This window comes from Oxalicibacterium solurbis, from assembly GCF_014635845.1.
Classification (GTDB): domain Bacteria; phylum Pseudomonadota; class Gammaproteobacteria; order Burkholderiales; family Burkholderiaceae_D; genus Oxalicibacterium; species Oxalicibacterium solurbis.
Genome location: NZ_BMDP01000001.1, coordinates 1,033,936 through 1,059,406, shown reverse-complemented (window position 1 = coordinate 1,059,406; position 25,471 = coordinate 1,033,936). Strand labels below are relative to the sequence as shown.

General features: G+C 60.7%; 29 protein-coding genes and 1 riboswitch. Of the genes, 11 read left to right on the top strand and 18 right to left on the bottom strand.

Annotated elements, in window-relative coordinates:
* Window position 1: 1 nt before the first annotated feature.
* Both IEV40_RS05100 and gpmA read right to left on the bottom strand, forming a co-directional pair.
* Complete coding sequence (locus IEV40_RS05100; RefSeq protein WP_188419842.1) at window positions 2-1,336, bottom strand: murein hydrolase activator EnvC family protein; 1,335 nt, start codon at window positions 1,334-1,336, stop codon at window positions 2-4.
* A 58-nt stretch (window positions 1,337-1,394) separates the two neighbouring features.
* The gene (gpmA, locus tag IEV40_RS05095) at window positions 1,395-2,120 is read right to left on the bottom strand and encodes a 2,3-diphosphoglycerate-dependent phosphoglycerate mutase (RefSeq protein WP_188419841.1); all 726 of its coding nucleotides are present in this window, start codon (window positions 2,118-2,120) and stop codon (window positions 1,395-1,397) included.
* 107 nt (window positions 2,121-2,227) lie between these two features.
* Here gpmA and IEV40_RS05090 point away from each other — a divergent pair, with 107 nt between their 5' ends.
* The 5 genes from IEV40_RS05090 to IEV40_RS05070 all read left to right on the top strand — a co-directional run bounded on the left by IEV40_RS05090 (window position 2,228) and on the right by IEV40_RS05070 (window position 5,106).
* On the top strand, window positions 2,228-2,629 hold the full coding sequence (locus IEV40_RS05090) for a rhodanese-like domain-containing protein (RefSeq protein ID WP_188419840.1): 402 nt from the start codon (window positions 2,228-2,230) through the stop codon (window positions 2,627-2,629).
* A 20-nt stretch (window positions 2,630-2,649) separates the two neighbouring features.
* Complete coding sequence (gene grxC, locus IEV40_RS05085) at window positions 2,650-2,913, top strand: glutaredoxin 3 (protein ID WP_188420018.1); 264 nt, start codon at window positions 2,650-2,652, stop codon at window positions 2,911-2,913.
* Between the two features lie 65 nt (window positions 2,914-2,978).
* On the top strand, window positions 2,979-3,473 hold the full coding sequence (secB, locus tag IEV40_RS05080) for a protein-export chaperone SecB (RefSeq protein WP_188419839.1): 495 nt from the start codon (window positions 2,979-2,981) through the stop codon (window positions 3,471-3,473).
* 61 nt (window positions 3,474-3,534) lie between these two features.
* Window positions 3,535-4,002 (top strand): SH3 domain-containing protein, encoded by a 468-nt coding sequence (locus tag IEV40_RS05075; protein ID WP_308632364.1) that lies wholly within the window; start codon window positions 3,535-3,537, stop codon window positions 4,000-4,002.
* Between the two features lie 108 nt (window positions 4,003-4,110).
* Window positions 4,111-5,106, top strand: coding sequence for an NAD(P)H-dependent glycerol-3-phosphate dehydrogenase (locus IEV40_RS05070; RefSeq protein WP_188419838.1), 996 nt, complete (start codon window positions 4,111-4,113; stop codon window positions 5,104-5,106).
* 19 nt (window positions 5,107-5,125) lie between these two features.
* Here the strand turns inward: IEV40_RS05070 and IEV40_RS05065 are convergent, their stop codons facing one another.
* The 9 genes from IEV40_RS05065 to dksA form a co-directional block, all read right to left on the bottom strand.
* Window positions 5,126-5,455, bottom strand: coding sequence for a cupin domain-containing protein (locus tag IEV40_RS05065; RefSeq protein ID WP_188420016.1), 330 nt, complete (start codon window positions 5,453-5,455; stop codon window positions 5,126-5,128).
* 149 nt (window positions 5,456-5,604) lie between these two features.
* Window positions 5,605-5,814 carry a hypothetical protein gene (locus IEV40_RS05060; RefSeq protein ID WP_188419837.1) on the bottom strand — a complete coding sequence of 70 codons (210 nt, stop codon included), beginning with the start codon at window positions 5,812-5,814 and terminating at the stop codon, window positions 5,605-5,607.
* Window positions 5,815-5,875: 61 nt separating this feature from the next.
* Entirely contained in the window at window positions 5,876-6,076 is a 201-nt protein-coding gene (locus tag IEV40_RS05055; RefSeq protein WP_188419836.1) for a hypothetical protein, read from the bottom strand.
* A gap of 110 nt (window positions 6,077-6,186) precedes the next feature.
* Window positions 6,187-7,521, bottom strand: a complete 1,335-nt coding sequence (hslU, locus tag IEV40_RS05050) for an ATP-dependent protease ATPase subunit HslU (RefSeq protein WP_188419835.1) — start codon at window positions 7,519-7,521, stop codon at window positions 6,187-6,189.
* A gap of 17 nt (window positions 7,522-7,538) precedes the next feature.
* Entirely contained in the window at window positions 7,539-8,075 is a 537-nt protein-coding gene (hslV, locus tag IEV40_RS05045) for an ATP-dependent protease subunit HslV (protein WP_188419834.1), read from the bottom strand.
* 152 nt (window positions 8,076-8,227) lie between these two features.
* A complete protein-coding gene (locus IEV40_RS05040) occupies window positions 8,228-9,697 on the bottom strand; it encodes a hypothetical protein (protein ID WP_229723949.1) in 1,470 nt (489 codons plus the stop codon).
* A 215-nt stretch (window positions 9,698-9,912) separates the two neighbouring features.
* Window positions 9,913-11,955, bottom strand: a complete 2,043-nt coding sequence (locus tag IEV40_RS05035; protein ID WP_188419832.1) for a TonB-dependent receptor — start codon at window positions 11,953-11,955, stop codon at window positions 9,913-9,915.
* Window positions 11,956-12,033: 78 nt separating this feature from the next.
* The gene (locus tag IEV40_RS05030) at window positions 12,034-12,381 is read right to left on the bottom strand and encodes a hypothetical protein (RefSeq protein WP_188419831.1); all 348 of its coding nucleotides are present in this window, start codon (window positions 12,379-12,381) and stop codon (window positions 12,034-12,036) included.
* A gap of 251 nt (window positions 12,382-12,632) precedes the next feature.
* The gene (dksA, locus tag IEV40_RS05025; RefSeq protein WP_188419830.1) at window positions 12,633-13,085 is read right to left on the bottom strand and encodes an RNA polymerase-binding protein DksA; all 453 of its coding nucleotides are present in this window, start codon (window positions 13,083-13,085) and stop codon (window positions 12,633-12,635) included.
* A gap of 28 nt (window positions 13,086-13,113) precedes the next feature.
* Here dksA and IEV40_RS05020 point away from each other — a divergent pair, with 28 nt between their 5' ends.
* Window positions 13,114-13,584, top strand: coding sequence for a hypothetical protein (locus IEV40_RS05020; protein ID WP_188419829.1), 471 nt, complete (start codon window positions 13,114-13,116; stop codon window positions 13,582-13,584).
* Window positions 13,585-13,683: 99 nt separating this feature from the next.
* Here IEV40_RS05020 and IEV40_RS05015 read toward each other — a convergent pair whose 3' ends face one another.
* The 7 genes from IEV40_RS05015 to IEV40_RS04985 form a co-directional block, all read right to left on the bottom strand.
* Window positions 13,684-14,748: a CobW family GTP-binding protein gene (locus IEV40_RS05015; RefSeq protein WP_188419828.1), complete on the bottom strand. Its 1,065-nt coding sequence runs from the start codon at window positions 14,746-14,748 to the stop codon at window positions 13,684-13,686.
* Window positions 14,749-14,791: 43 nt separating this feature from the next.
* The gene (locus IEV40_RS05010) at window positions 14,792-15,340 is read right to left on the bottom strand and encodes a Fur family transcriptional regulator (protein WP_188419827.1); all 549 of its coding nucleotides are present in this window, start codon (window positions 15,338-15,340) and stop codon (window positions 14,792-14,794) included.
* Window positions 15,341-15,490: 150 nt separating this feature from the next.
* Window positions 15,491-16,444: a tyrosine recombinase XerC gene (gene xerC, locus IEV40_RS05005; protein WP_188419826.1), complete on the bottom strand. Its 954-nt coding sequence runs from the start codon at window positions 16,442-16,444 to the stop codon at window positions 15,491-15,493.
* A gap of 7 nt (window positions 16,445-16,451) precedes the next feature.
* Window positions 16,452-17,108 (bottom strand): DUF484 family protein, encoded by a 657-nt coding sequence (locus IEV40_RS05000; RefSeq protein WP_188419825.1) that lies wholly within the window; start codon window positions 17,106-17,108, stop codon window positions 16,452-16,454.
* 191 nt (window positions 17,109-17,299) lie between these two features.
* Window positions 17,300-18,151: a diaminopimelate epimerase gene (dapF, locus tag IEV40_RS04995; protein ID WP_188419824.1), complete on the bottom strand. Its 852-nt coding sequence runs from the start codon at window positions 18,149-18,151 to the stop codon at window positions 17,300-17,302.
* 78 nt (window positions 18,152-18,229) lie between these two features.
* On the bottom strand, window positions 18,230-19,129 hold the full coding sequence (locus tag IEV40_RS04990) for an LpxL/LpxP family acyltransferase (RefSeq protein ID WP_188420015.1): 900 nt from the start codon (window positions 19,127-19,129) through the stop codon (window positions 18,230-18,232).
* A 2-nt stretch (window positions 19,130-19,131) separates the two neighbouring features.
* Window positions 19,132-19,995, bottom strand: a complete 864-nt coding sequence (locus IEV40_RS04985) for a lysophospholipid acyltransferase family protein (protein ID WP_188419823.1) — start codon at window positions 19,993-19,995, stop codon at window positions 19,132-19,134.
* 184 nt (window positions 19,996-20,179) lie between these two features.
* Between IEV40_RS04985 and metK the strand changes: the two genes are divergently transcribed.
* The 5 genes from metK to metF all read left to right on the top strand — a co-directional run bounded on the left by metK (window position 20,180) and on the right by metF (window position 25,403).
* On the top strand, window positions 20,180-21,343 hold the full coding sequence (gene metK / locus IEV40_RS04980) for a methionine adenosyltransferase (RefSeq protein ID WP_188419822.1): 1,164 nt from the start codon (window positions 20,180-20,182) through the stop codon (window positions 21,341-21,343).
* A gap of 263 nt (window positions 21,344-21,606) precedes the next feature.
* Window positions 21,607-22,563 carry a M14 family zinc carboxypeptidase gene (locus IEV40_RS04975; RefSeq protein WP_188419821.1) on the top strand — a complete coding sequence of 319 codons (957 nt, stop codon included), beginning with the start codon at window positions 21,607-21,609 and terminating at the stop codon, window positions 22,561-22,563.
* 32 nt (window positions 22,564-22,595) lie between these two features.
* A riboswitch (S-adenosyl-L-homocysteine riboswitch) is annotated at window positions 22,596-22,674 on the top strand.
* 28 nt (window positions 22,675-22,702) lie between these two features.
* Window positions 22,703-24,121, top strand: coding sequence for an adenosylhomocysteinase (gene ahcY, locus IEV40_RS04970; RefSeq protein ID WP_188419820.1), 1,419 nt, complete (start codon window positions 22,703-22,705; stop codon window positions 24,119-24,121).
* Window positions 24,122-24,210: 89 nt separating this feature from the next.
* On the top strand, window positions 24,211-24,561 hold the full coding sequence (locus IEV40_RS04965) for a phage holin family protein (RefSeq protein ID WP_188419819.1): 351 nt from the start codon (window positions 24,211-24,213) through the stop codon (window positions 24,559-24,561).
* A complete protein-coding gene (gene metF, locus IEV40_RS04960; protein WP_188419818.1) occupies window positions 24,558-25,403 on the top strand; it encodes a methylenetetrahydrofolate reductase [NAD(P)H] in 846 nt (281 codons plus the stop codon). The genes IEV40_RS04965 and metF overlap by 4 nt, the downstream gene beginning before the upstream one ends.
* Window positions 25,404-25,471 lie beyond the last annotated feature (68 nt).

Below are 25,471 nucleotides of genomic sequence, written 5' to 3'. Positions count from 1 at the left end.
TTCACCTGATATTTACCCAACCGAGCGGGTCGAACGCACGGCCGTCATGCCGCATTTCAAAGTATAAACCCGATTGATCGTTGCCGCCGCTGTTGCCGGTGCCGGCAATCACATCGCCGGCACGCACGGCATCGCCGGCGCGCTTGAAGACGGATTGGTTGTTGCCGTAGATCGTCAGGTAATGGCTGCCGTGATCGATGATGATCAGGTTGCCGAAGCCGCGCAGCCAGTCGGCGAAAACGACGCGGCCGTTGGCGACGGCCTTGACTTCGGTACCTTCCGGCGCGCGGATGAACAGTCCTTTCCACGGCGGGCCGTCGCCGCGCTTGCTGCCGTAGCGCGCGATCAGGTCGCCGGCGATCGGCAGCCGCAGCTTGCCGCGTAATGCGGGGAATGCGCCGTCCTGCATGCCGGGAACCGGCGTCAGCTCGTTGCGGGCCAGTGCTTCCGCTTGCTGCTCCTCTGGCGGCTCGTCATCCTCGATGGCATCGGGGTTGGTTTTCTTGTTTTGCGCCAGGCGGCGTTCGCGCTCGGCCTTGGCGCGCGCCAGGCGTTCCTGTTCGCGTTTCCTGGCGGCCGCTGCGGCACGCTTCTGCTCGGCAATCAGCGCCGTCAGTTTGTCCACCAGTGTCGATAGCCGGCGCTCGTTGCGCGCGATGTTGCCGGCTTCCTTGCGTTGCGCGGTCAGTTTGTTCGATAACTGCGACAGTAGCGCGGTCCGCTGCGCCTTCTGCTTTTGCAGAATGGCTTGCTGTTTGCGCGCCTCAGCAGCGATTTCATCCAGTTCGGCCTTGGCATTCTGCACTTCGGCCTGTTTTTCTTCCAGCTTGTGCAGGTTGGCGCGCAGCGATTCGATCAGTTCGGCCTGCGCTCGCGATACATAGCCCATGTATTGCAGTTCGCGATTGATGCGGTTCGGGTTGTCGCCCGACAGCAGCAGCTTGATGCGATCCTCGTTGCCGGCGACGTACTGATCGCGCAGCAGGGAAGCGAGCCGGCCTTGTTGCGACTCGACGGTCTTTTGCAGTTCTGCCATCTGTTTCGACAGTTCGTCGAGCTTGGCCTGCGTCTGTTTCTGGTCGCCGGCCAGTTCGCGCAGATCGCGCTTGGCATCGGAAATCGCCGCTTCGGATTCCGCCAGCGCATCGGCGGCGTCGCTCTTGGCGCTTTCGGTCTTGTCGATGCTGCGCTTGAGTTCGTTCAGCTTCTGCCGCAGGTCGGCGCGTTCGGCTTCCGCGGCCTTTTTCTGCTTGCTGCGGTCGGTTTCCTTCTGCGCGTGCGCCGCCGGCAACGCCAGCGCCAGCATGATCGATGTCAGCAGGGCAAGCGAACGCATGGAGCGGCGGCGCGGAAAACGAATGAATTGCGGAATCTGCACAAATTCGGCTGTGGAATCAGCGCGCCTGGGCGGTGGCCGGCGTTGCGGCCGGTTCGCCGAGATAGTAGTGGCGGATCGGCTTCAGGTTTGCATCGAGCTCGTAGATGATGGGGCGGCCGTTCGGAATGTTGAGCGAGACGATGTCCTTGTCGCTGATGTCGTCCAGCACCTTGATCAGCGCGCGCAGGCTGTTGCCGTGCGCCGAGATGATGACATTCTTGCCGGCGCGGATCTGCGGTGCGATCGTGTCGTTCCAGTAGGGAATCACGCGTTCGACCGTGTCTTTCAGGCATTCGCCGAGCGGAATTTCGCTGCGCTCGAGATGGGCATAGCGCGGATCGTCGTACGAGGTGCGCGGATCGTCGGCTTCCAGCAGTTTGGGCGGGATGTCGAAGCTGCGGCGCCATTGCATGACCTTGTCCGCGCCATACTGCGCAGCGGTTTCCGCCTTGTTCATGCCTTGCAGTGCGCCGTAATGGCGCTCGTTGAGACGCCAGTGGCAGACCACTGGAATCCACATCAGGTCCATTTCGTCGAGCGCAATCCACAACGTGCGAATCGCACGTTTCAGCATCGACGAATAGGCCAGGTCGAAGGTGAATCCCGCTTCGCGCAGCAGTTCGCCGGCGCGTTTGGCTTCCGCGCAGCCTTTTTCCGTCAAATCGACATCTGCCCATCCGGTGAAGCGATTATCGAGATTCCATGTGGACTCGCCGTGGCGCATCAATACGATTTTGTACATGGTTCTGGTAGGGGTAGGTATGGGTTTTTGATGCAAAATGCCGAATCCGAATTGTAGCCGGCCTTCTATTTTATAATGCCGGGATTCATTCAACCCAGTAGGACACCGTGAAATTCATCATCGATAACATTTTTCTGATCGCCCTGGCATTGATTTCGGGCGGTGCCTTGTTAGTCACTTCGTTGCAGCGCATGGGTGCGAAAGTTACCGCGCTGCAAGCTACGCAACTGCTCAATCAAGGGAAGACCGTGGTTGTTGACGTGCGTTCCGCCGAAGAGTTCGCGGAAGGCCACATTCGCGATGCGAAAAATATCCCGTTGAAGGAATTGAAGGACCGTACCGGCGAACTGGAAAAGTTCAAGGAGCGCCCGGTGATAGTAGTCTGCAACAAGGGCTTGCAATCGAACAGGGCGACCGCACTTCTGAAGAAAGCCGGCTTCACGAATGCATCGGCGCTGCTGGGCGGCATGGACGGCTGGCAAACGCAGGGCCTGCCGGTCAGCAAGTAAGCAGCAAGAAAAGGATCATGATGACTGCGCATGTGACGATGTACAGCACGGGTGTATGCCCGTATTGCCTGATGGCCGAGCGTCTGTTGAAGGCCAAGGGTGTGGCGGAGATCGAGAAGATTCGCGTCGATCTGCAGCCCGAGCTGCGCGCCGCCATGATGGAAAAAACCGGGCGCCGTACGGTGCCGCAGATCTACATCGGCGACACGCATGTCGGCGGTTTCGACGACCTGAGCGCACTGGATCGCGCCGGCAAGCTGGACGGCCTGCTGCAGGGCGCCTGATTCCTCGTATTTCAATATCCAGCGGGCGCAAGCCCGCTTTCTTCAATCCTCGATGAAAGTGCCTCATGGCTGACGATAAACAACCCGTATTCCAGATCCAGCGTATCTACCTGAAGGACATGTCGCTGGAGCAACCGAATTCCCCGGCGATTTTCCTGGAACAGGAGAGCCCGTCGATCGAGGTCGCTGTCGATGTCGGCGCGCAACCGGTGGCGGAAGGCATTGTCGAATCCACGGTGACGATCACCGTGACGGCCAAGATCCAGGACAAGGTGGCCTTCCTCGTCGAAGGCAAGCAGGCCGGCATTTTCGAAGTGCGCAATATTCCGGATGAGCAGCTCGATCCACTGCTTGGCATCGGCTGCCCGAACATTCTCTATCCGTACCTGCGTGCCAACATCGCCGACGTCATCACGCGTGCCGGTTTCCCGCCGGTACATCTGAACGAAGTCAATTTCGAAGCGTTCTACCAGCAGCGTCTGGAAGCCTTCGCACGCCAGCAGCAGGAACAGAACGGTTCCGGCATCGTCATGGCAGACGGCTCTGCAGCCAAGCATTGATTGCGGGGCGCTGCGAAGAACAGTTCGTTCTGCGCCGCTTCGCCGATAGTGGAGTGATCGCATGAAAACTTCCGTTTTCTCGATGACCGGTCTGGCAGGATCGCTGTGCATGTTGTGCGGCACCCTGTACGCCGCCAATGCCTCTGCTGCCAGTTACAAGTCGGTAGGCAACGATCCGGCGGTCATGTACAGCGCACCGTCGGAACGCGGCCGCAAGGTCTTCATCGCGCCGCGCGGCATGCCGGTCGAAGTCATCCTCAATCAGGACGGCTGGACCAAGGTGCGCGATGCGACTGGCGATCTGTCGTGGATGCAGACCAAGGCGCTGACGGCGAAGCGTAATGTCGTCGTAACGGCGGCCAGCGCGATAATCTATGCGGCGCCAGCCGACACGGCTGCAGCGGTTGCGACGGCGGAGAAAAACGTGCTGTTGGAGTGGCAGGCTGCGGCTGCTGCCGGATGGGTCAAGGTCCGCCATCAGGATGGCACCAGCGGTTACGTCAAGGCGAGCGAGATATGGGGCGAATGAGCCGCATTACATTCGCGAAGGCGGCTTCTCCTCGTACTTGCCGTTTGTTATCGGTGTCGTCTCCCGGGTTTCTTTCTCAAGGCATTTCGTTTTGATCCTATCCATCGCATGAATATCACCATTCTGGGCGCGGGCGCATGGGGCACGGCGCTGGCTGTTTCGCTGGCTGACCGGCATGCCGTCGTACTGTGGGGACGCGAAGAGGAAACCATGCGGCGCGCGCAGGCCAGTCGCGAAAATAAGGCTTACCTGCCAGGCTTTCCGCTGCCTGAGACGCTATCGCTGACTGCGGATTTCGATGCCGCCATTGCTCATGTCGGAACGGATGGCCTGTTGCTGGCGGCGACTTCGCTGTCAGGTCTGCGGCCGACCGTGATGCGCCTGAAGGGGCGGCAGATTCCGAATGTCGTCTGGCTATGCAAGGGGTTCGAAGAGCAGACCCATCTGTTGCCGCATCAGGTCGTGCGCGAAGTATTGGGAAATGACGTACCGGCGGGCGTGCTGTCCGGTCCTTCGTTTGCACAGGAAGTGGCGCGTGGGCTGCCGTGCGCGCTGACGATCGCCTCCGAGGACGAAGCCTTGCGCGAACGCACGATCGCTGCCGTTCATGGCCGCAACATCCGGTTGTATTCGACCGATGACGTGATCGGCGTCGAGGTCGGCGGTGCGGTGAAAAATATTCTGGCGATTGCCACCGGTATCGTCGACGGCATGGGACTGGGAATGAATGCGCGTGCGGCATTGATCACGCGCGGTCTGGCGGAAATCGTGCGGCTCGGCGTGGCGTTGGGCGGTCGCGCAGAAACCTTTACCGGCCTGACCGGCATGGGTGATCTGATCCTGACTTGTACCGGCGACTTGTCGCGCAATCGTCGGGTCGGACTGGGGCTGGCAAAAGGGAAGCGACTGGAGCAAATCGTCGAAGAACTGGGCCATGTGGCCGAAGGTGTGCGCTGCGCCCAGGCGGTACGCGAACTGGCGCAGCAGCGCCATATCGAAATGCCGATCGCTCACGCGGTGGCTGCCGTGCTGTTCGACGGCGTGTCGCCGGCCGAGATGGTCGGCCGCCTGCTGTCGCGCGGCCCGCGCGATGAAAATGCCTAGCTGAAATTGGCTGCCGTGCTCAGTGCGGCAGCAGCAGCGTCAATAAGATGGATGTGTCTTCCACCGCGTGCAGCGCATGCGGTTCTCCCCCAGCCAGATAGACCAGTTCACCAGCGCGCAGCGTCTGTGTCGTCTGGTGCGCATGTAACTCCACCGCGCCTTCCAGACACTGTATCGTGATCGGCCCATGTACCGCATGTTCGGGCATGCCTTTGCCGCGCGGCAGTACCAGCCGCATCAATTCAAGCTGCGGCGTCTTGAACAACGCGTTGGAAACGGCATTGGAAATACGTGTGCCCAGAGGCCGGACATCAATCAACTGCCCGGATGTTGCGTGCGGTAGAGCCATCATGTTCTCCTCAGCGTTCGTTCCGGTGTGCAGCGCCATGGGCGCCGCGCGGGATGCGACGCGTCTTTTATAGCAATAAACCGGGGAACGATCAATCGGTGCTGCAGCATTGCGCCGCGGTATGGCGGATAGGCACGCGATGGGACGTTTTATTCTTCATCCGGTTCCAGTGGTTTCGACAGTTTCTTGCCGAGCTGGCGTTTCTGTTCCTGGCGAATGCCGGATGCGGATTTGCGGTGCGGGCCGGCAGCACGTTGCAGCGCGGCTGCCACCAGGGGATTGCGCGGTTTCAGGGCTTTTTGCGAAGGCTCGATGCGGATGGTCATCTTCTGCCGCTTGGCGAGCGCCTTGTTGGCCATGATGGTGTGAAGTAATGCCGTGATAAAAAAACGGCACCGTGAGGATGCCGTTTTGCGAGGGTCAGGCTGCTGCGCGAGCTGCCGTTTTTGCCTTGCTGCCGTTGATATCCAGCATCAGCATGGCTTGCAGTTCCGGGCTTTTCGACTGGTCTGCAGCTTCTTTGCTGTAGGTGGAGGCGTATAACGTCTCTGCCGTGCTGCGTTCGACCCCTTTTTCAACCAGGGCGTCGACCCAGCGCTTTTGCCAGTAGTAGGCACTCATTTTCTTCTTCCTTTCCTTGTCTCTGTACCAATTCTTCCATCCGTCACCCTTGAGGGACGACGGACAGTTTGCGTCCGTGAGTTGCGTCCATATTATAGCGCCCGTCGCGCTTACAGCACGTAACGCGACAGGTCTTCGTCGACCGCCAGTGCGCCCAGTCGTCCGTCCACGTAAGCGGCATCGATGGTCAGCGTCTTGTCGGTACTTTCGCTGGCGGAGAAGGAGATTTCTTCCAGCAGTTTTTCCATCACCGTGTACAGCCGGCGCGCGCCGATGTTCTCGGTCTTTTCGTTGACCGAGTAGGCTATTTCCGCGAGGCGCTTGATGCCGTCCGGCGCGAATTCCAGCTTCACGTCTTCGGTGCCGATCAGCGCTTCGTATTGACGCGTGAGGCAGGCATCGGTGCCGGTCAGGATGCGTTCGAAATCGGCGATCGACAGCGATTCCAGTTCGACGCGGATCGGGAAGCGGCCCTGCAGTTCCGGAATCAGGTCCGACGGCTTGGCCAGATGGAAGGCGCCGGAAGCGATGAACAGGATGTGATCGGTCTTGATCATGCCGTACTTGGTGTTGACGGTCGTGCCTTCCACCAGCGGCAGCAGGTCGCGCTGCACGCCGGCGCGCGAAACGTCGCCGCCGCCGACTTCCGAGCGCGTGGCGATCTTGTCGATCTCGTCGAGGAAGACGATGCCGTTCTGCTCGACGTTGGCGATCGCTTTCTGCTTCAGTTCGTCCTCGTTGACCAGCTTGGCGGCTTCCTCGTCGAGCAGCAGTTTCATCGCTTCGTGGATTTTCACCTTGCGCATTTTCTTGCGATTGCCGCCGACGCCGGAGAACATCGATTTGATCTGCTCGGTCATCTCTTCCATGCCGGGCGGCGCCATGATTTCCATCGTCGGGCCGGCTTCCGACAACTCGATCTCGATCTCGTTGTCGTCCATCGAGCCTTCACGCAGGCGCTTGCGGAAAGTCTGGCGCGCGGTGTTGTCGCTGCCGCCGGCATTCGGCGTCGAATTGAAACCGAAGTCGCGCGGCGGCGGCACCAGGATGTCGAGAATGCGGTCTTCCGCTGCATCTTCGGCGCGTGCGCGCACCTTGCGGGTTTCCAGTTCGCGCGTCTGCTTGATGCCGATATCGATCAGGTCGCGGATGATGGTATCGACGTCGCGGCCGACGTAGCCGACTTCGGTGAACTTGGTCGCCTCGATCTTGATGAAGGGCGCGTCGGCCAGCTTGGCGAGACGGCGCGCGATCTCGGTCTTGCCGACGCCGGTCGGGCCGATCATCAGGATGTTCTTCGGTGTGATTTCGTGGCGCAACGGATCCGGCACCTGCTGGCGGCGCCAGCGGTTGCGCAATGCGATGGCGACGGCGCGCTTGGCATTGCCCTGGCCGACCACGTGCTTGTCGAGTTCGGAGACGATTTCCTGGGGAGTCATGTTCATGATGGAATGCTTTCGGATCAGTCCAGTGTTTCGATGATGTGGGACAGGTTCGTGTAGATGCACAGTTCGCCGGCGATGGTCAGCGATTTCTTGACGACTTCGGCGGGCGGCAGATCGGTGTTCTCGAACAATGCCTTGGCAGCCGATTGCGCGTAGGTGCCGCCGGAGCCGATGGCGCCGATGCCGTCGTTCGGTTCCAGCACGTCGCCGTTGCCGGTGATGATCAGTGTTGAATCGCGGTCGGCTACCAGCAGCATCGCTTCCAGCCGGCGCAGCATGCGGTCGGTGCGCCAGTCCTTGGCGAGTTCGACCGAGGCGCGCATCAGGTTGCCCTGATGTTTTTCGAGTTTGGCTTCGAAACGCTCGAGCAGCGTGAAGGCATCGGCCGTACCGCCGGCGAAGCCGACGAGCACCTTGCCGTTATAGACCTTGCGCACCTTGCGTGCAGTGCCTTTCATGACGACGTTGCCGAGGGTGACCTGGCCGTCGCCGCCGAGCGCGACGCTGTTGCCGCGCCGTACCGACAGGATGGTGGTGCCGTGAAATTGTTCCATGCTGGCCTCTGGAGAATGCGTGCAAGGAGCGGTAAAGCGTGTCCTTGTCCTTGCCCGGGAAATGATGAAAAAGCGGCCGAAAACCGCGTAACGAAGCTGAAGGTTGGGGCGCTCGCCGCGATTGCAAGAGTACCGCGGGAGGCGGCGATGCGTCAGGTCTTGCGCGGGATGACGCGGATGATGTCCTTGATGCCCATCACGCCGCACAGCGCGGTGACGAAATGGTTGACGTTGTGCAGTTCGATGATGCGGCCGCTGTTGATCAGCGGTGTCATGCCGCCGAACAGCCAGCCGGCGGCGGTGAAATCCATGCGCGTCAATTTGGTGCAATCGAGGATGGCGGGATTGTGCTTGTGTACGTGTGCGGTGATGTTCTGCAGCAGCGTTTCGTTGCGTGCATCGATCACGGCCGGCATCATGAAACGGTCTTCGGCATCGGCCTCATCCGGCGCGATCGATTCCTCGGTGTCGGTGACGACCTTGTCCTGCGGCGATTCGAAGGCCGGCGGCGAGACTTCGAAGGTGACGCAGTAATCGATGCTGGTTTCCTCGAATTCGGTTTCACGGTTCAGCAGGCGCAGCAATTCGAGCAGCAGCAGCCACGGCGCTTCGGTTTCGTCGCGGCGGCCGACGGCGAGGATGGCGCGTATCTTTTCCGCCAGTTCGGCAGCGCCGACCAGCACCAGGTTATGGCCGGATTTCTGCAGCTTCTTCAGTACGCTCAGCAGCAGGCCGCAACCGATCGGATCGACTTCGGCCACACGTGCGAATTCGAGACGCAGCACATTGCTCATCTCGGCCATGTTCTTCACGCGTTCCAGCTGCTTGACGATGCCGGCATCGAGCTTGGCGGGGAAGGCGACGCCCGGCGTGGAACCGGAAGCGCGCGGCGCGGCAGCCGGCGTTTCGGCCTTGCCGCTGTCGATCCAGGCCGGCGGTGACACTTCGAACTTGCTGGCGTAGTCGAGCGACAGGCTTTCGAATTTTTCGCGCTGGCCGGTGATCTGGTACAGATCGAACAGCATGCCCCACACGGTCTGTGGCGTGCTGCCGACGGCATCGTCGGCAATCGCGTGCAGCAGGATGGGTTCGATCATGTCGGTCTGGCCGTTGGCGAACAGGATCGCTGCTTCCTCGATGACGGGCGCGGCTTCCGATGCAGAGATCGCCGGACGGCCGATCACCGTTTCCGCACCCAGCAGGAAGGCCGTGCTGGCGCCCATGATGTCGGGCAGTACCGAAGGGTTGTCCGATTCGGCTGAGGTGTCGGCTTTGGTGGCAGCCTTGTCGGCGACTTTGGAGGCCGGATCGGACTGGGGTTTGGTTTGCGCCTCGGCCGTTTCCGGGCGCGGGATATTGGTATTCAGGAACTGGCTGGGCGGGCCTGGCATCGTGTTGCCGCTGAACGGCAGCGGCTTGACGAATTCGGACGACATTTCGGACTCGATCGCATCGATCTTCAGCGCGGTTGCCTGTGCTGCCTTGCGCTGCACCTGCTGCGTCTGCTCGTCGACCTTGGGACGTGCGGTGTTGCCGTCGCGGCGTTTGCGGGTAGCGTCGGATTCGGCGGTCTTGCGTGCCGGCGGCCCGTCCTTTTTCCCGAATAACGAAAAAATCCCCACGTCTGTCCTGATTTGCAACGGTCTGCCGTTGCCGGCGATGCACCGAGTTGATAAGGAAACATCCCGTATGGCCATGCCGGCCCGGCGAGGATGCTGAAAGTTCCGCAAAGGTAACACAAAGCGGTATGCCAAAAAACAGCCTGCCACCGTCACGCGGACAATGGCAGGCTCGTTAGTGTAGCCAAAAAACGGCGGTTGGCGATACCGGAATAAGCTTAGAAGTTGGTGCGTACTCCGACGATCAGATTGCGGCCCGGCAGCGGCGCCACATCGCTCAGCACCGACGTCGACAGGCGGATATCGTCGTTCGTCAGGTTCTTGAGGATGGCGAACCAGGTGATCGGCATCGAAGACGACGCCTTCTGCGTGTACGACAGGTTGGCATCGACCTGCGTGTACGACGGTGTGGCGAAGGTTTCGAAGCGGGCCAGATTGTCCTGGCTGTCGGCATGCACCACCGACAGGCCGGAGCGCCACGGTCCCTGGCGATAGCCGATTTCGCCGCCGACGCGGGTCACCGGCTGCAGCGGCAGGTTGCCCATGTTGTCGAGGCGGCCGCGCGACGTGTCGGTGAAGCCGCGCAGCGACAGGCCGGGTCCGTCGAGGTTGTAGCTGATCTCGGCTTCGGCACCGCGGATCGTCGCATCGCCCTGCGACCAGAAACGCTCGGTGAATTCACCACCCGGATCGGCAATGCCATCCTCGTCCACGGTACCGGTGGTGCGGCCGTAGATGTAGTTCTTCACGCGATTCTCGTAGATGTTCGCCTTCCAGCGGATCAGGCCGGCCGTCTTCTGCAGGCTCAGCTCGATATTGTGCGAGGTTTCCTTGCGCAGGTTGTTGTCGCCGATGTCGAAGGTGGCGGTCGATTCGTGCGGGCCGTTCGAATACAGTTCCTCGATTGCCGGTGCGCGCTGTGCGACGGAGCCGGTCAGGCCGAGCGCATAGCCGGGCGTGAAGGTCCACAGGCCGCCGAGCGAGTAGGAGCCGAGCGTGAAGTCGCGATCGACCAGCGCATCGTCCTGCGGCTTGCGCTTGACGCTTTCGATGCGTGCGCCGCCGGTCAGCTTGAACGGGCCGAAGTCGCGCTCCTCGACGAGGAAGCCGGCGATCGAATCGGACTTCGTGACCGGTACCGTTTCCGGTCCGCTGCCATCGGCTGCCAGTGCCGAGAATTTCGAATTTTCGGTCTGGATGCCGAAGGTGCCGCGCCAGCCGGCGATCGGCTTGTGCGTCAGTTCCCAGCGGCTTTCGATGGCGTCGTTCTTGAAGTCGGTGGCCGGCGTGCCGTCTTCTTCATGCTCGGTGTGCTTGTAGTCGGTGTTGCCGATCTTGAAGCGCAGCGATTCGAAGGCGCCGCCGAACGGTTCCTTGATCAGGCCGTCGAGATCGATGCGGGTCTGTTTCAGCGTGATGTACGAGCGTTCTTCGGTAGGGATGCCGTAGCGGTCGTCGTTGACGCCGACCGATGCGCCGATGTGGCCCCAGCTCTGGATGTAGGAAGCACCCACGCCCAGGCTGTTGGTGCGCGCGAACGAATTTGGCAGGCGGCCGCTGGCCGAGTTTGAATCGTTGGCGTCGGCGTGACCGGGAATCTTGTAGTCGTCGGCATCGCGCAGGTTGCCGTCGATGTGCAGGCCGATGTCTCCCGCTGCGCCATTGATCGACAGCGAGGTGTTCTTGGTGCGGTCGACGGTGCCGTAGCGGACTTCCGCCTCGCCGGTCGGTTTGTCGACCAGCTGCGTCGGGATGCGGTCGTTGACGATGTTGACCACACCGCCGATCGCGCCGGAACCATATAGCAACGAAGCCGGGCCGCGCAGGATTTCGACTTGACGTGCGGTCGACGCTTCGCCGCCGACGGCGTGGTCGTTCGACAGGCTGGAGGCGTCGAGAATCGACATGCCGTTCTGCAGGATCTTCACGCGCGGGCCTTCCATGCCGCGGATGATGGGGCGCGACGCGCCGGCGCCGAAGGCCGATGCGGAGACGCCGAGTTCATGCGACAACGTGTCGCCGAGTGAATTGCCGAGCTTGTTGCGCAGTTCGTCGCCACGCAGCACGGTGGCAGGGGCGAGAATTTGCGAATTTTCGTCGTTGCCGAACGGCGTGGCAGTGACGACGACGGCGGGCAGGGTGGTGGTAGCGGTGTTGTCCGCGTCAGGTGCGGTGGATGCCGTTTGCGCGAGGGCAACGTGGGACAGCGAGGCAAGCGCGGAGACGACAGCGCTCGCCAGCAGGGTGCGTTGGGCGATCATGAAACTTCCTTGAATGCGAATGAGGACGGCCGCATGCCGATCGGCAGGCGACCGGTGCGACGGAAAGGGAAAGTTCGATTACGCCCGCGGCGGCGCGCGGGAAGAGAAGTGGCAGCGCAGCGGCGCATCCCAGAGAATGGCCGATATGTGTTGCGTGACGACGAGCATGCCGGTACGGATGACCGGCAGTACGATAGGCAGCGGTGCCGAATCGCTCAGCGTAGCGCTGTCGTAGAGTTTGCAGGAGTGTCCCTTGTCGCCGATGTATTCGCCGGATGCGTCGGCAGCGTTTGCTGACTTGAATACGGCATGGTTGCCATCGACCAGGTCGGCATGCGCGATGCTGTGCTGCAGCCCCATCCACTGTGCGAAGAGCAGCAATGCCGCCAGCACTGCGGTGAAGCAGAGCCGGTTTTGGCGACGCATGGCTGGCAGCAGAGGTTTCACGAGTTTGGGATCTATGGCGTCGGCAGAATCGGGCTGTTAAGATGATCGCCGGCAGGCGATAGTTTGCAACAGGGTTGCATTCTATAAAAAAACAAAGCGCGAGGATAGGGCCGCGCGCTGTTTATTTGCAGATGACGGGTGAAAGAGCCCGAACGATTTCGCGATTGACGGCGATTGGTTGCGATCAGCCGCCGCAATCAATTCAAATCAAGCAAAATCGCTCAGTCGCATCAGTCACCGTACAGCTTCTGCTTCAGTTCGCGGCGTTGTTGCGCTTCCAGCGACAGCGTCGCGGTCGGGCGCGCCAGCAGGCGGGCCACGCCGATTGGTTCGCCGGTTTCCTCGCACCAGCCGTAATCGCCGGAATCGATGGAGGCGATCGATTGCTGCACCTTCTTCAGCAGCTTGCGTTCGCGGTCGCGCGTACGCAGTTCCAGCGCATGTTCTTCCTCGATCGTGGCGCGGTCGGCGGGATCGGGAACGAGCACGGTTTCGCGCAGGTGTTCGGTGGTTTCGTCGGCGTTTTTCAGCAGGTCTTTCTCGAGTTGCTGCAGGCGGTTCTTGAAGAATGCGAGTTGCGCCTCGTTCATGTAATCCTTGTCGCTCATCTTCAGGACCTGTTCTTCGGTCAACAACGAGCCTGCAGCGGGAGCGGGAGATGCTTTGGATGTCTTGGTTGCCACTTCTCTTGCCTTTGAAACGGATGGTTCAATGTTATCCGTCGATCTGGAGACGGTCTTGCCGCTCGTCGCTCCGGATCGGGATGCGTTTTTTTCGGGAGCCGCCGCGACAGGTTTGCGGACGGGCGCTGCGCTTTTCGCAGCGGGTCTGACCGCGGTTTTGGCGGCAGGTTTCGTCGATGCTGCCGATTTTGTCGGCGTCTTTGCGGTTTTTGCCGCGCTTGTTCGGGTTGCCGCTGGCGTCTTCGGTTTTGCCACCTTCGCGGCGACGGCCGGCTTCGGCGATTTTACCGCACTCTTGGCGGGCGCTTTCTTTGCTGCGGTGGAGGTTTTGCCTGCCGCCTTCAGCGGTTTGGCGACCTTGCCGGCCAGCGATTTCACGGAGGTCTTGGCCGGCGCTTTCTTGGCGGCCGGCGGCTTGGTACGAGCACTGCTTGCGGTGGTTTTTTTGGCGCTTTTCGCAGCTTTTGTGACGGTTGCGTTCATAGTCCCTCGTCCTTGATGAACCTTCCCACATTCGGATCGCATCGTGCCTTGCGCGATTGCCTCCCTCGCATCTACTACAGGCCGTTACCCCCCGGAGCTCAAAATCGACGGTAGTTTATACCAAACATTGTTTCAATCCGAGAATAAACGTGTCTTTCGGCAAATTCTGTCCGATGAAGACCATTTTGCTGCCGCGTGTCTCGTTTTCACCCCATTTCGCACCGATGTCGGTGCCCATCAGCTGGTGCACGCCCTGGAACACGACCTTGCGATCGGCACCGTCCATCCACAATACGCCTTTGTAGCGCAGCATGCGAGGGCCGTAGACCTGCACCAGTCCACCGAGGAATTCGTCCAGCTTTTCCGTGTTGAACGGACGGTCGGCACTGAAGACGAAGGCGGCGATGTCGTCGCTGTGATGGCCGTGATGGTGATTGTGTTCGTGATCATGGTGATGATGTTCATGATCGCAGTGTTCGCCGCAGGCATGGTCGTGATCATGATGTGCATGATTGTGTTCTTCTGCAGCAAGGAAATCCGGATCGATGTCGAGCTTGTCGTTCAGGTTGAAGCCGTGCAGGTCCAGCACGTCGGCGATCGGCACCTGGCCGAAATCGACGGTGGTAATTGGTGCGCGCGGATTGATGCGCTTGATGCGATCGGTCAGGGTTTGCAGTTCATCCGGCGTGACCAGATCGGTCTTCGACAGCAGCAGGCGATCGGCAAAACCGATCTGGCGCTGTGCTTCTTCGTACTGGTCGAGTTGCTGCATCGAGTGACGCGCATCGACCACGGTGATGACGGCATCGACACGGTATTCGGCCGCCACTTCTTCGTCGATGAAAAAAGTTTGTGCGACCGGGCCGGGATTGGCCAGGCCGGTGGTTTCGATGACGACACGGTCGAACTGCAGTTCGCCGGCATTGCGCCGGTTCGCCAGATTGGTCAGTGCGACGATCAGGTCGCCGCGCACCGTGCAGCAGATGCAGCCGTTGTTCATTTCGACGATCTGTTCCTTGCTGTCCTGCACCAGGATTTCGTTGTCGATATTTTCCTGGCCAAATTCGTTTTCGATGACGGCGATCTTGTAGCCGTGCGGCTCCTGCAGGATGCGATTGAGCAGCGTGGTCTTGCCGGCGCCGAGGAAGCCGGTGAGGATGGTTACAGGAATCAATGCCATGGTGTTTGCCTTGTGATGATTGGTGGTGCGCTTTCGGTACGACTCAGGCCGACTTGCGTGCGCCGGTTTTCAGCGCGCCGGCCTTCGTTGCGCAGTCTGCGCACCAGCCCTTGATCGTGAGTTCGATGTCATGACTCTGAAAGCCTTTGCCCAGCGCATCCTGCAGCACTTTCTGCAACTGCTGGCGCAGCGATTTCGTATTCGCGCCATCGTTGCCGGCGAACAGTTTTTCGTCGACGTTCTCGATGCAGAAGACGCGGGCGCAGCGCGTGCATTTGAAGTGGCCGTGCTGGTGTTGTTGTGCATGATCGCCGGCTTCGTGTTGTTCGATGCCGGCGTTGTAGCGGAAGACGCGATCGTCGCCGGCGATCTTGTGCGCCAGGCCGGCATCGGTCAGGCAATCGAGTGCGCGATACAGCGTGACGCGATCCATGTCGGTCAGTGTGTCCTGGATGTCCTGGTGCGACTGCGCATGGTGCGCGCCGAGCAGTGAGGCCAGAACCTTGATGCGTGCATCGGTGGCGCGCAGCGGCGATTCGCGCAACTGGTGCTCTGCCAGCGCATGGAAATCCGGGGCGGCGGTTTTTTTCATGGTGTGCTCGATGATGTGTTCGCGCGATGAAAATGCTGAATCTTGAGATTATGCCGCAATTTTGCAATCGAGTTGCATCATGGGATTTTGTGAAAAATATACGGGAGATGGAAGGCCGCCCCAGATTGGCGATTTCCGAACGGTTTTCTTTTAATCGGTTTTCTTTTTCGCGCGCGGATGCGCGGCGTCATAGACTTGCGCCAACCGCTGGAAGTCGAGCGACGTATAGATTTGCGTCGCGGAAATCGACGCATGGCCCAGCATTTCCTGCACGGCACGCAGGTCGCCTGACGATTGCAGCACATGCGATGCAAACGAATGCCGCAATACGTGCGGATGCACATTGGTCGGCAGGCCGATCGCTTGTGCATGTGCCTTCAGTCGCAGCTGCACGACACGCGGCGAGATGCGTGTGCCGCGTTCGCTGAGGAACAGTGGGTGCGGATCTGTCTTTACCAGCGTTGCGCGTACGCCTAGCCATGCCTGGATGGCTTCCAGCGCCGGGCCGCCGATCGGTACTGTGCGCAGTTTGCTGCCCTTGCCGGTAACCGTCACTTCGCGTGCATCGAAATCGATCCAGCCGGCGGACACGTAACGCCCATCCTGCACATAGCGCACGTCGAGACCGGCCAGTTCGGACACACGCAGCCCGCTCGAATACAGCAGTTCGAACATTGCATGGTTGCACAGCGTCATCGTTGCATCGGCCTTTTTGCCTGGCGCGTTTTCGGCGACGACGCGAACTGCATCGTCAGCCGCCAGCGCTTTCGGCAATGGCTTGGTGCGCTTGGGCGGCTTGATGCCGTCGACGGGGTTGGCGGCGATCGCATTCCGTTCGGCCAGCCAGCCGAAGAAGCCGCGCCAGGCGGACAGCTTGCGTGCGATCGAGCGTGGATTCAGTCCGCGCGCATGCAGTTGTGCGGCGAACTTGCGGATCTGGAAGTGCGTGGTTGCGGTCACATCCTGTTTCGACTCGGCAGCAAAGGCCGCCAGTTCAAGCAGGTCGCGCCGGTAATTGCTGATCGTCAGCGGCGACAGTTGGCGCTGACTGGCCAGACTGTCGAGATAGCCGTCCATGGTTGCATGATCGACGGCGTGGCCCATGACAATGTCAGTCGATCAGGCCGGCGAGTGCGGCGGCCGCAGTCTGCGCGATGTTGGAGAGGAAATCGGTGCCCATGTCGGCGGTGAAGCGGTCGGCGTCGGGCGAGCCGAGCACCAACAGGCCGAAGGCTTCCGATGTGCCGTCCAGGCGCAGCGGCAACAGCGCCACCGACTGGATTGCCGGCGCATCTTCCAGCCAGGTGACGGCTTCGAAATCGTTGTTGGGGCCGCAGAACGGGGCGGACAGGCTGTTGGTGAACAGGCGCACGTCGTCGGAAACCGCGGCTGCGAACCAGGCATGCGCAAATTCTTCCGCCACGCCCCACAGGCGCAGCGTCACGTGCGGCACCCCGAAAATATTCTGCAGGCCGGTCGCCAGCGTGTGCGGCAGATCGACATCGTTGCGTGCCAGCAGCAGGTCGCGCGTCCATGCCTGGAAGTGGTGCGTGATGCGGTCGTTTTCCTGGCCGATGCGCATCAGCTCGGCCATGCGCAATTCCATCACCTTCAGTTTTTCGCGCAGCACATCCATCTGGCGTTCCTGCAGCGACAGCGTGCGGCCGCCCAGCACGCTGGACAAGCGCACCTGCGACAGCAACTCGGCGTGTTCTTCGAAAAACTTCGGGTTGGCCAGCAGGTAATCGGCGACGGCGTTGGAATCCATGACTAGTCTTTTCTGTATCGAATGATGTGTGGTGCGCGGCGGGCCGCGAGTCTGCGGGCGATTTTAACCGACAACGGCGTCGGCTCGAAACAGCTGCGGCGTATGTTGAACCCGTGTCGACGACGTACCACCAGAATGACAGCCGGTGTCCGTTGCCGTTCGATGCGATTTCAACCGGTCAGACTTGCTGGCTAAATTTCGATCTCGCCTTCGAATACGCGGACTGCCGGTCCGGTCATCATCACCGGCGCAGCATCGCCGGCCCATGCGATGGAAAGGTCGCCGCCACGCGTATGTACCTTGACCGGCGACGCCAGCAATCCGCGGCGAATGCCGGAAACCACGGCGGCGCAGGCGCCGGTGCCGCAGGCCAGCGTTTCGCCGGCACCGCGTTCGAACACACGCAACTTGATTTCATTGCGATTGATGATCTGCATGAAGCCGGCATTGACGCGCTTGGGAAAACGGACGTGACGTTCGATCAACTCGCCATGCGTGCGCACCGGTGCCTTTTCGACGTCGCCGACTACTTGCACTGCATGCGGATTGCCCATCGAGATGGCGGCAATCCATTCGGTTTTGCCATCGACATCGAGCGGCCACAATGTCTGGTCGCCTTCGATGCGCGCCGTCAATCCTTCGGTATCGAACGGCACGTCCTGCGGCAGCAGGATGGGAGCACCCATGTCGACGGTAATGTTGCCGTTGGCCTCCAGGCGCGGCTCGATGATGCCGGACATCGTTTCGACGCGGATCGCGTTCTTGTCGGTCAGTTTCTTGTCGGTGACGAAGCGGACGAAGGCGCGCGCGCCGTTGCCGCATTGCTCGACTTCGCCGCCGTCGGCATTGTAGATGCGATAGCGGAAATCGACGCCCGCGCTTTGCGGTTTTTCGACGACCAGAATCTGGTCGGCACCGATGCCGAAACGGCGATCGGCGATAAAGCGCCATTGTTCGGGCGTCAGCGAAATCTGCTGGTTGATCGCATCGACGACGACGAAATCGTTGCCGGCGCCATGCATCTTGGTGAATTTGATTTTCATCTGCCGATTATACGGCGTGCGGCTATGGCGTGCGGCGCGTTGCGATATGCAAATTGCTGTGCAGAATTGCTCCGCAATTTACTCGTTGATCAGTTGCGTATCGGTATCGTTTCTGGAATAAAAACCGGGTTCGCCGGATGGGCGCGTCTTGAAGCGCTTGTGCGTCCAGAAATACTCGGCCGGTGTTTCGCGCGCACGCTCTTCGATGAAAGCGTTCATGCGGCGCGTGGCCTCGGTGATGTCGTCGCCCGGATAGTCTTCCCATGCCGGATAGAAACGCACGATCCAGCCTTTGTAGTTCGGCAGGTAGGTGGCGATCACCGGGATCACCTTGCCCTGCGTGGCAGCGGCGATGCGTGCCGGTGCAGTCAGTGTCGCAGCGGGAATGCCGAAGAATGGCACGAAGGCGGCATCCTGCATGCCGAAATCCATGTCCGGCAGCATGAAGAAGGGCAGGCCTTCGCGCATCGCGCGGATGATCGGCTTGACGCCATCCTCGCGCGTGACCAGCTTGATCGGCCGGAAGCGTGAACGGCCCTTGCGCAGCACGTCGTCGAAGACGTCGTTCAACTGTTTCGTGTAGATCGAACACAGCGACGATTCCAGCATGACGGCCACACCGGCTACATCCAGCCCGACGAAATGCGGGCACAGCAGGATGGTCGGGCTGGCGGCGATTTCGGCCAGCGGCACGCCGGGTTCCACCTGGATCAGGCGGCGCAGCCGCGCTTCCGATGCCCACCACAGGATGCTGCGTTCCAGCACGCTGCGCGCGTAATTGCGGAAATGCTGGCGCGCGACTTCTTCGCGTTTTTCTTCCGTCCATTCAGGGAAGCACAGGCGCAGATTGGTCAGTGTGATGTGGCGGCGCGATTTCTTGAAGGCGTACAGCAGGTCGCCAATGCGTTCGCCCAGCCAGGCCAGGATCGGCAGCGGCAGCCAGTGCAATAGCCACATCAGCAGGATCAGCAGGCGCATCGTCATTCTTTTTCTCCCGCATCTGCGGCTGCAGTCGGTGCAGCTACGCCGGATGGGCGTTTGTAATGGTTGTAGCTCCACAGGTATTGCGACGGACATTGCGCGATCAGGCGTTCCATCGCGCCGTTGATGGCGCTTGCCTGCTGTTCGGGCGACAGATTTTCTTCCAGCGCGAACGATGACAGATGCAACACATAACCGCGTCCGCGCGGCAACCGTTCGGCGAAGGCGAGCACGATGGTGGCCTTCGTCATCTGCGCCAGCTTGCCTGGCAGCGTCATCGTGTAGGCGGGTTTGCCGAAGAAATCGGCCCACACGCCTTCGCCGTTTTGCGGCACCTGGTCAGGAAGCAGGCCGATGGCGCCGTTGCGCTTCAGTACCTTGAACAGGCTGCGCACGCCGGCAAGGTTGGCCGGCGCCAGCGCGAGGTTATGGCGCGCACGCGCATCTTCGATCAGCGGTTTCAGCGCCGCCTGCTTGGGCGGGCGGTACAGCACGGTCAGCGGCATGCGTGCGGCGGCGATCTGTGCGGATACCTCGAAGCAGCCGAGATGCGGCGTCAGGAAAACGATGCCGTTGCCGGCGGCCAGTGCCTCGTCGATGACGTTCCAGTTCTCGATGCGGACCTTGTTCAGCACGCGATCCGGCGATGCACACCAGATGAACGGCAGTTCGAGCGCGCTCTTGCCGGCTTCGCCGACGGCGGCGTGCAGATGTTCGCCGAAACCGGCCTGTGCGAGATTGCCTTTCAGGCGCTGGCGATAGCGTGGCGACGACAGATAGACGATCCAGCCGAGTGCGGCACCGATCGCATGCAAAACCGGCAACGGCAGGAACGACAGAAGGCGGAAGAGAAGAACGAGCATGCTGATACGGCAAGGGTTTGCAACGATTTTGCCGATTTTTTTCAAGACGCGTAAAATACCACACAGTTTTTCCCGCCGAGTTAATCAGACAACTTGCGAGGCGGTATACAAATTTCGCTAAAGCGTCGCAGGCTCGGTAAGGTTGGCCGCGACATCCACCAACTTGTAGAAAGGGAGCCTGCACGTGGCAAACGACTATCTGTTTACTTCCGAATCCGTGTCCGAAGGTCATCCGGACAAGGTTGCCGATCAAATTTCCGACGCTATTCTCGACGCGATCTTCGAACAGGATCCGAAGGCGCGCGTCGCCGCCGAGACCCTGTGCAACACCGGTCTCGTCGTCTTGGCCGGCGAGATCACGACGACTGCCAACGTCGATTACATCAAGATCGCGCGTGACACGGTCAAGCGCATTGGCTACGACAACGCCGACTACGGCATCGATTACAAGAGCTGCGCCGTGCTGGTCGCCTACGACAAGCAGTCGCCGGACATCGCGCAGGGCGTGGATGAAGGCGCCGGTATCGACCTTGACCAGGGCGCCGGCGATCAGGGCTTGATGTTCGGCTACGCCTGCAACGAAACGGCTGAGCTGATGCCGGCTGCGATCCATTATGCGCACCGCATCGTCGAGCGCCAGGCCGAACTGCGCAAGGACGGCCGTCTGGCATGGCTGCGCCCGGATGCGAAATCACAGGTCACGCTGCGCTATGTCGACGGCAAGCCGGTTTCGATCGATACCATCGTGCTGTCGACGCAGCATGCGCCGGACATCGAGCACAAGAGCATCACCGAAGCCGTCATCGAGGAAATCATCAAGCCGGTGGTACCGGCCGAATGGCTGAAGGAAACGCGCTTCCTGGTCAATCCGACCGGACGCTTCGTCATCGGCGGTCCGCAGGGCGACTGCGGCCTGACCGGCCGCAAGATCATCGTCGATACCTACGGCGGCGCAGCACCGCACGGCGGCGGCGCGTTTTCCGGCAAGGATCCGTCCAAGGTCGACCGTTCGGCTGCCTACGCCGGCCGCTACGTGGCGAAGAACATCGTCGCCGCCGGTCTGGCCGAGCGCGCGCAGATCCAGATTTCGTACGCGATCGGCGTGGCCAAGCCGACGTCGATCATGGTGACGACTTTCGGTACCGGCAAGATCAGCGACGAGAAGATTGCGCAACTGGTGCAGGAACATTTCGACCTGCGTCCGAAAGGCATCGTGCAGATGCTGGACCTGCTGCGCCCGATCTACGGCAAGACAGCGGCTTACGGCCACTTCGGCCGCGAAGAACCGGAATTCAGCTGGGAGCGTACTGACAAGGCCCAAGCGCTGCGTGCAGCGGCTGGCCTGTAAGGCAATGTTCGCGACTGCGGGGGCTTGGGGCGAACTCATATCCGCCAGCGGATGTGAGTTTAGACCACAAGGCGACGCGCTCTGCGCGTAGCCGCCGCCTTGTAAGCACCCGTCCGCAACGGCGGGCGGTGGTTTCAGGAGGGCAGTCTTGTCTGCGTAGCAAATGTGGCGCAGACCATACGGCGCCAATCCTGTAAACCTCTGGCCTGTATGACCGGATAGAATCCCTACGGATTCTCCCGGTCTTTTTTTATGGAGTAACGATGCATCCTGTAGGAATTCTGGCCGTTGCAGCGGCGATTGCGGCCGTACCGCTGGCGGCGCAGGCAGAGCCGGCGGCGGCGGCACGTCAGGTGTCCGCTGCACCGGTTTCGCTGGCGACCTGGTGCAAGAAACTGGTCGTGCGCTTGCCGGAAGTGAACAACACCGAATGCGAAAACAGCGGAATGTCGCCGACCGGCGCACGATCCCTGCAGGGATTTCCATTGCTGGCGCGGCATGTCGCCGCATCGCCGGATGCCAAGCGCCGGCCGGTGCGCGTGCTGCTGATGGGCGGCATCCATGGCGACGAACTGACTTCCTCTTCCATCGTTTTCAATTGGCTGCAATGGCTGGGCGGACCGCTGGCCAGCCAGTTCGAATGGCGTGTGCTTCCGGTCGTCAATCCGGACGGCCTGCTGGCGCGCAATGCCACGCGCGTCAATGCGAACGGCGTCGACCTGAACCGCAATTTCCCGACGCCGGACTGGGAACACGACGCGCCGCGTTACTGGCAGGTGCGCACGCATCGCGACCCGCGCCGTTTTCCCGGCGCTGCACCGTTGTCCGAGCCGGAAAGCCGCTGGGTCAATGAGGAGATGCTGCGTTTTCGTCCGGACGTGATCATTTCCGTCCATGCGCCGTTCGGCGTTCTCGATTTCGACGGGCCGTCGGAGCCGCCGCACAAGTTCGGCCGCCTGCTGCTGGATCGGGTCGGCGTGTATCCGGGTTCGCTCGGCAACTACGGCGGCGTGCACAAGAACGTGCCGGTCATTACCATCGAACTGCCGAATGCCTTGCGCATGCCGACGCGCGCGGAACAGTGGCGCATCTGGGTCGATATGCTGGTCTGGATGTCGCGCAATGTGGAGCGGCGCAACGATCAGATGGCTTACGTGGTGTTTCCACATGGACAAGATGTCGTTGCGCCGGCGCCAGCCGTGTTGTCCGAACAGCCATGACAGCCGCCGCGGCTTGGATTAAAATGCCAATCCGCATCAAGGAGCGTTGCGACAGGTTTCCCGATCTGCCAGGCTTGATGTGTCAATACTCTGCAACCGCGCTCACGTTTTCTTTTTTCTCTAATGAAAGGAGGGCGTGATGAACGCCGCAGTACTCAATTCCGCATCCCAGGATTACATCATTGCCGACCTGTCGCTGGCCGACTGGGGCAACAAGGAAATCAAGATCGCCGAAACCGAAATGCCGGGCCTGATGGCGATCCGCGAAGAATTCGCCAAATCGCAGCCGCTGAAAGGCGCACGCATCACCGGTTCGCTGCACATGACGATCCAGACCGCCGTGCTGATCCAGACGCTGGAAGCGCTGGGCGCGAAAGTACGCTGGGCATCGTGCAACATCTACTCGACGCAGGACCATGCTGCCGCTGCGATTGCAGCCAACGGCACGCCGGTGTTTGCCGTCAAGGGCGAGAACCTCGACGAATACTGGGAATACACGCACCGCATCTTCGAATGGACCGATGGCGGCTACTCGAACATGATTCTCGACGACGGCGGCGATGCGACGCTGCTGCTGCATCTGGGCACGCGCGCCGAGAAGGATGCGAGCGTTCTGAGCAATCCGGATTCGGAAGAGGCGGTCTGCCTGTTCAACGCGATCAAGCGTTACCTCGCGATTGATCCGGCCTGGTACTCGAAGCGCCTGAAGGAAATCAAGGGCGTGACCGAGGAAACCACGACCGGTGTGCATCGCCTGTACCAGATGCACAAGGAAGGCAAGCTGGCTTTCCCGGCGATCAACGTCAACGATTCCGTCACCAAGTCCAAGTTCGACAACCTGTACGGCTGCCGCGAATCGCTGGTTGACGGCATCAAGCGCGCAACCGACGTCATGGTCGCAGGCAAGATCGCCATCGTCGCCGGCTATGGCGACGTCGGCAAGGGTTCGGCGCAGGCCTTGCGCGCGTTGTCGGCGCAGGTATGGGTCACCGAGATCGATCCGATCTGCGCGCTGCAGGCGGCGATGGAAGGCTATCGCGTCGTGACGATGGATTACGCTGCCGAGCACGGCGACATCTTCGTCACCTGCACCGGCAACTACCATGTGATCACGCACGAACACATGAAGAAGATGAAAGACCAGGCCATCGTCTGCAACATCGGCCACTTCGACAACGAGATCGAAGTCGCCGCGCTGAAGCAGTACACCTGGGACAACATCAAGCCACAGGTCGACCACATCATCTTCCCTGACGGCAAGCGCATCATCCTGCTGGCCGAAGGCCGTCTGGTCAATCTTGGTTGCGGCACCGGCCATCCTTCGTACGTGATGAGCTCGTCGTTCGCCAACCAGACGATTGCACAGATCGAACTGTTCATGAACACGAACAACTACCCGGTCGGCGTCTATACACTGCCAAAACATCTGGACGAGAAGGTCGCGCGCCTGCAGCTGAAGAAACTCAATGCGCAACTGAGCACGCTGACAGACGAGCAGGCAGCCTACATCGGCGTCAAGCAAGACGGTCCGTACAAGCCGGAGCATTATCGCTATTGATGTTTCGGTAAAGCGGTGCGGTACGTGGCTGACATAGGCGTATCGCACCGCTGCATTTCGGTTTTTCCAACCTACTGAAGGAGAATCGCATGCGCCTGCTACTCATCTGGTTCATCAATGCCGTCGCGCTGTTTGCGCTGCCCTATCTGATGACGTCGATCCGTGTCGACAGCGTCGGTGCCGCGCTGATCGGTGCGCTGGTGCTCGGTTTGATCAATGCATTGATCAGGCCGGTGCTGGTGCTACTGACCTTGCCGGCCACGTTGCTGACATTGGGCCTGTTCATCTTCGTCATCAACGGCCTGCTGTTCTGGGCAATGGCGAGCCTGGTCGGCGGATTGCATGTCGCCGGATTCTGGTCGGCAGTGGGCGGGGCGATTCTCTACAGCATCATTTCGTGGCTATTGTCCGCACTCATCCTGGACGACAAGAGAATATGACTCAACAGAATTTCAGCATCGAGTTCTTCCCGCCGAAGACCGATGCCGGCGTCGAGAAGCTGCGTGCGACCTGCGCGCGGCTGTCCGAGTTGAAACCGCAGTTCTTTTCCGTGACCTTCGGCGCGGGCGGCTCCACGCAGCAGGGCACGCTGGATACCGTGCTGGAAATCCGCTCCGCCGGCCACGATGCCGCGCCGCATATTTCCTGCCTCGGCAGCTCGCGTGACAACCTGCGCGAGATACTGCAGCGCTACAAATCGCACGGCATCAAGCGTCTGGTCGCATTGCGCGGCGATCTGCCGAGCGGCTACGGCGATTTTTCGTCCAGCGAATTCCATTACGCGAACGAGCTGGTCGAGTTCATCCGTGCCGAAACCGGCAACTGGTTTCACATCGAAGTGGCTGCCTATCCGGAAATGCACCCGCAGGCAAAATCGCCGCGCGACGACATCGACAGCTTCGTACGCAAGGTGAAAGCCGGCGCGGATTCGGCGATTACGCAGTATTTCTACAATGCCGATGCCTATTTCCGTTTCGTCGACGAGGTGCGCAAGGCGGGCTGCGACGTGCCGGTCGTGCCGGGCATCATGCCGATCACCAATTATTCGCAACTGGTGCGCTTCTCCGACATGTGCGGTGCCGAGATTCCGCGCTGGATCAAGCTGAAACTGGCAAGTTTCGGCGACGATACCGATGCGATCCGCGCCTTCGGCCTGGATGTGGTGACGGATCTGTGCGACCGCCTGCTGGACGGTGGCGCGCCGGGCCTGCATTTCTACACGTTGAACCAGGCGGCGGCCACGCATGCGATCTGGAGCAGGCTGAATCTCTCGCGCGGCTGATTGGCTTTGCGAAAAATGAAACGGCGCCATCATCGGCGCCGTTTTTTTTATGCCCTTCAGATTCGCAG

Excerpts from the sequence above, each read along its gene's own strand:
- IEV40_RS04985 (WP_188419823.1), bottom strand. The coding sequence starts at position 19,995 with ATGCTCGTTCTTCTCTTCCGCCTTCTGTCGTTCCTGCCGTTGCCGGTT.
- IEV40_RS05030 (WP_188419831.1), bottom strand. The coding sequence starts at position 12,381 with ATGCGTCGCCAAAACCGGCTCTGCTTCACCGCAGTGCTGGCGGCATTG.
- IEV40_RS05055 (WP_188419836.1), bottom strand. The coding sequence starts at position 6,076 with ATGAGTGCCTACTACTGGCAAAAGCGCTGGGTCGACGCCCTGGTTGAA.
- metF (WP_188419818.1), top strand. The coding sequence starts at position 24,558 with ATGACTCAACAGAATTTCAGCATCGAGTTCTTCCCGCCGAAGACCGAT.
- xerC (WP_188419826.1), bottom strand. The coding sequence starts at position 16,444 with ATGGGCCACGCCGTCGATCATGCAACCATGGACGGCTATCTCGACAGT.
- dapF (WP_188419824.1), bottom strand. The coding sequence starts at position 18,151 with ATGAAAATCAAATTCACCAAGATGCATGGCGCCGGCAACGATTTCGTC.
- IEV40_RS05065 (WP_188420016.1), bottom strand. The coding sequence starts at position 5,455 with ATGGCTCTACCGCACGCAACATCCGGGCAGTTGATTGATGTCCGGCCT.
- hslU (WP_188419835.1), bottom strand. The coding sequence starts at position 7,521 with ATGAACATGACTCCCCAGGAAATCGTCTCCGAACTCGACAAGCACGTG.
- IEV40_RS05000 (WP_188419825.1), bottom strand. The coding sequence starts at position 17,108 with ATGGATTCCAACGCCGTCGCCGATTACCTGCTGGCCAACCCGAAGTTT.
- IEV40_RS04975 (WP_188419821.1), top strand. The coding sequence starts at position 21,607 with ATGCATCCTGTAGGAATTCTGGCCGTTGCAGCGGCGATTGCGGCCGTA.
- grxC (WP_188420018.1), top strand. The coding sequence starts at position 2,650 with ATGACTGCGCATGTGACGATGTACAGCACGGGTGTATGCCCGTATTGC.
- IEV40_RS05060 (WP_188419837.1), bottom strand. The coding sequence starts at position 5,814 with ATGGCCAACAAGGCGCTCGCCAAGCGGCAGAAGATGACCATCCGCATC.
- secB (WP_188419839.1), top strand. The coding sequence starts at position 2,979 with ATGGCTGACGATAAACAACCCGTATTCCAGATCCAGCGTATCTACCTG.
- IEV40_RS05020 (WP_188419829.1), top strand. The coding sequence starts at position 13,114 with ATGTTATCCGTCGATCTGGAGACGGTCTTGCCGCTCGTCGCTCCGGAT.
- IEV40_RS05100 (WP_188419842.1), bottom strand. The coding sequence starts at position 1,336 with ATGCGTTCGCTTGCCCTGCTGACATCGATCATGCTGGCGCTGGCGTTG.
- IEV40_RS04990 (WP_188420015.1), bottom strand. The coding sequence starts at position 19,129 with ATGCGCCTGCTGATCCTGCTGATGTGGCTATTGCACTGGCTGCCGCTG.
- IEV40_RS05010 (WP_188419827.1), bottom strand. The coding sequence starts at position 15,340 with ATGAAAAAAACCGCCGCCCCGGATTTCCATGCGCTGGCAGAGCACCAG.
- gpmA (WP_188419841.1), bottom strand. The coding sequence starts at position 2,120 with ATGTACAAAATCGTATTGATGCGCCACGGCGAGTCCACATGGAATCTC.
- IEV40_RS05035 (WP_188419832.1), bottom strand. The coding sequence starts at position 11,955 with ATGATCGCCCAACGCACCCTGCTGGCGAGCGCTGTCGTCTCCGCGCTT.
- IEV40_RS05075 (WP_308632364.1), top strand. The coding sequence starts at position 3,535 with ATGAAAACTTCCGTTTTCTCGATGACCGGTCTGGCAGGATCGCTGTGC.
- IEV40_RS04965 (WP_188419819.1), top strand. The coding sequence starts at position 24,211 with ATGCGCCTGCTACTCATCTGGTTCATCAATGCCGTCGCGCTGTTTGCG.
- IEV40_RS05015 (WP_188419828.1), bottom strand. The coding sequence starts at position 14,748 with ATGGCATTGATTCCTGTAACCATCCTCACCGGCTTCCTCGGCGCCGGC.
- hslV (WP_188419834.1), bottom strand. The coding sequence starts at position 8,075 with ATGGAACAATTTCACGGCACCACCATCCTGTCGGTACGGCGCGGCAAC.
- IEV40_RS05070 (WP_188419838.1), top strand. The coding sequence starts at position 4,111 with ATGAATATCACCATTCTGGGCGCGGGCGCATGGGGCACGGCGCTGGCT.
- ahcY (WP_188419820.1), top strand. The coding sequence starts at position 22,703 with ATGAACGCCGCAGTACTCAATTCCGCATCCCAGGATTACATCATTGCC.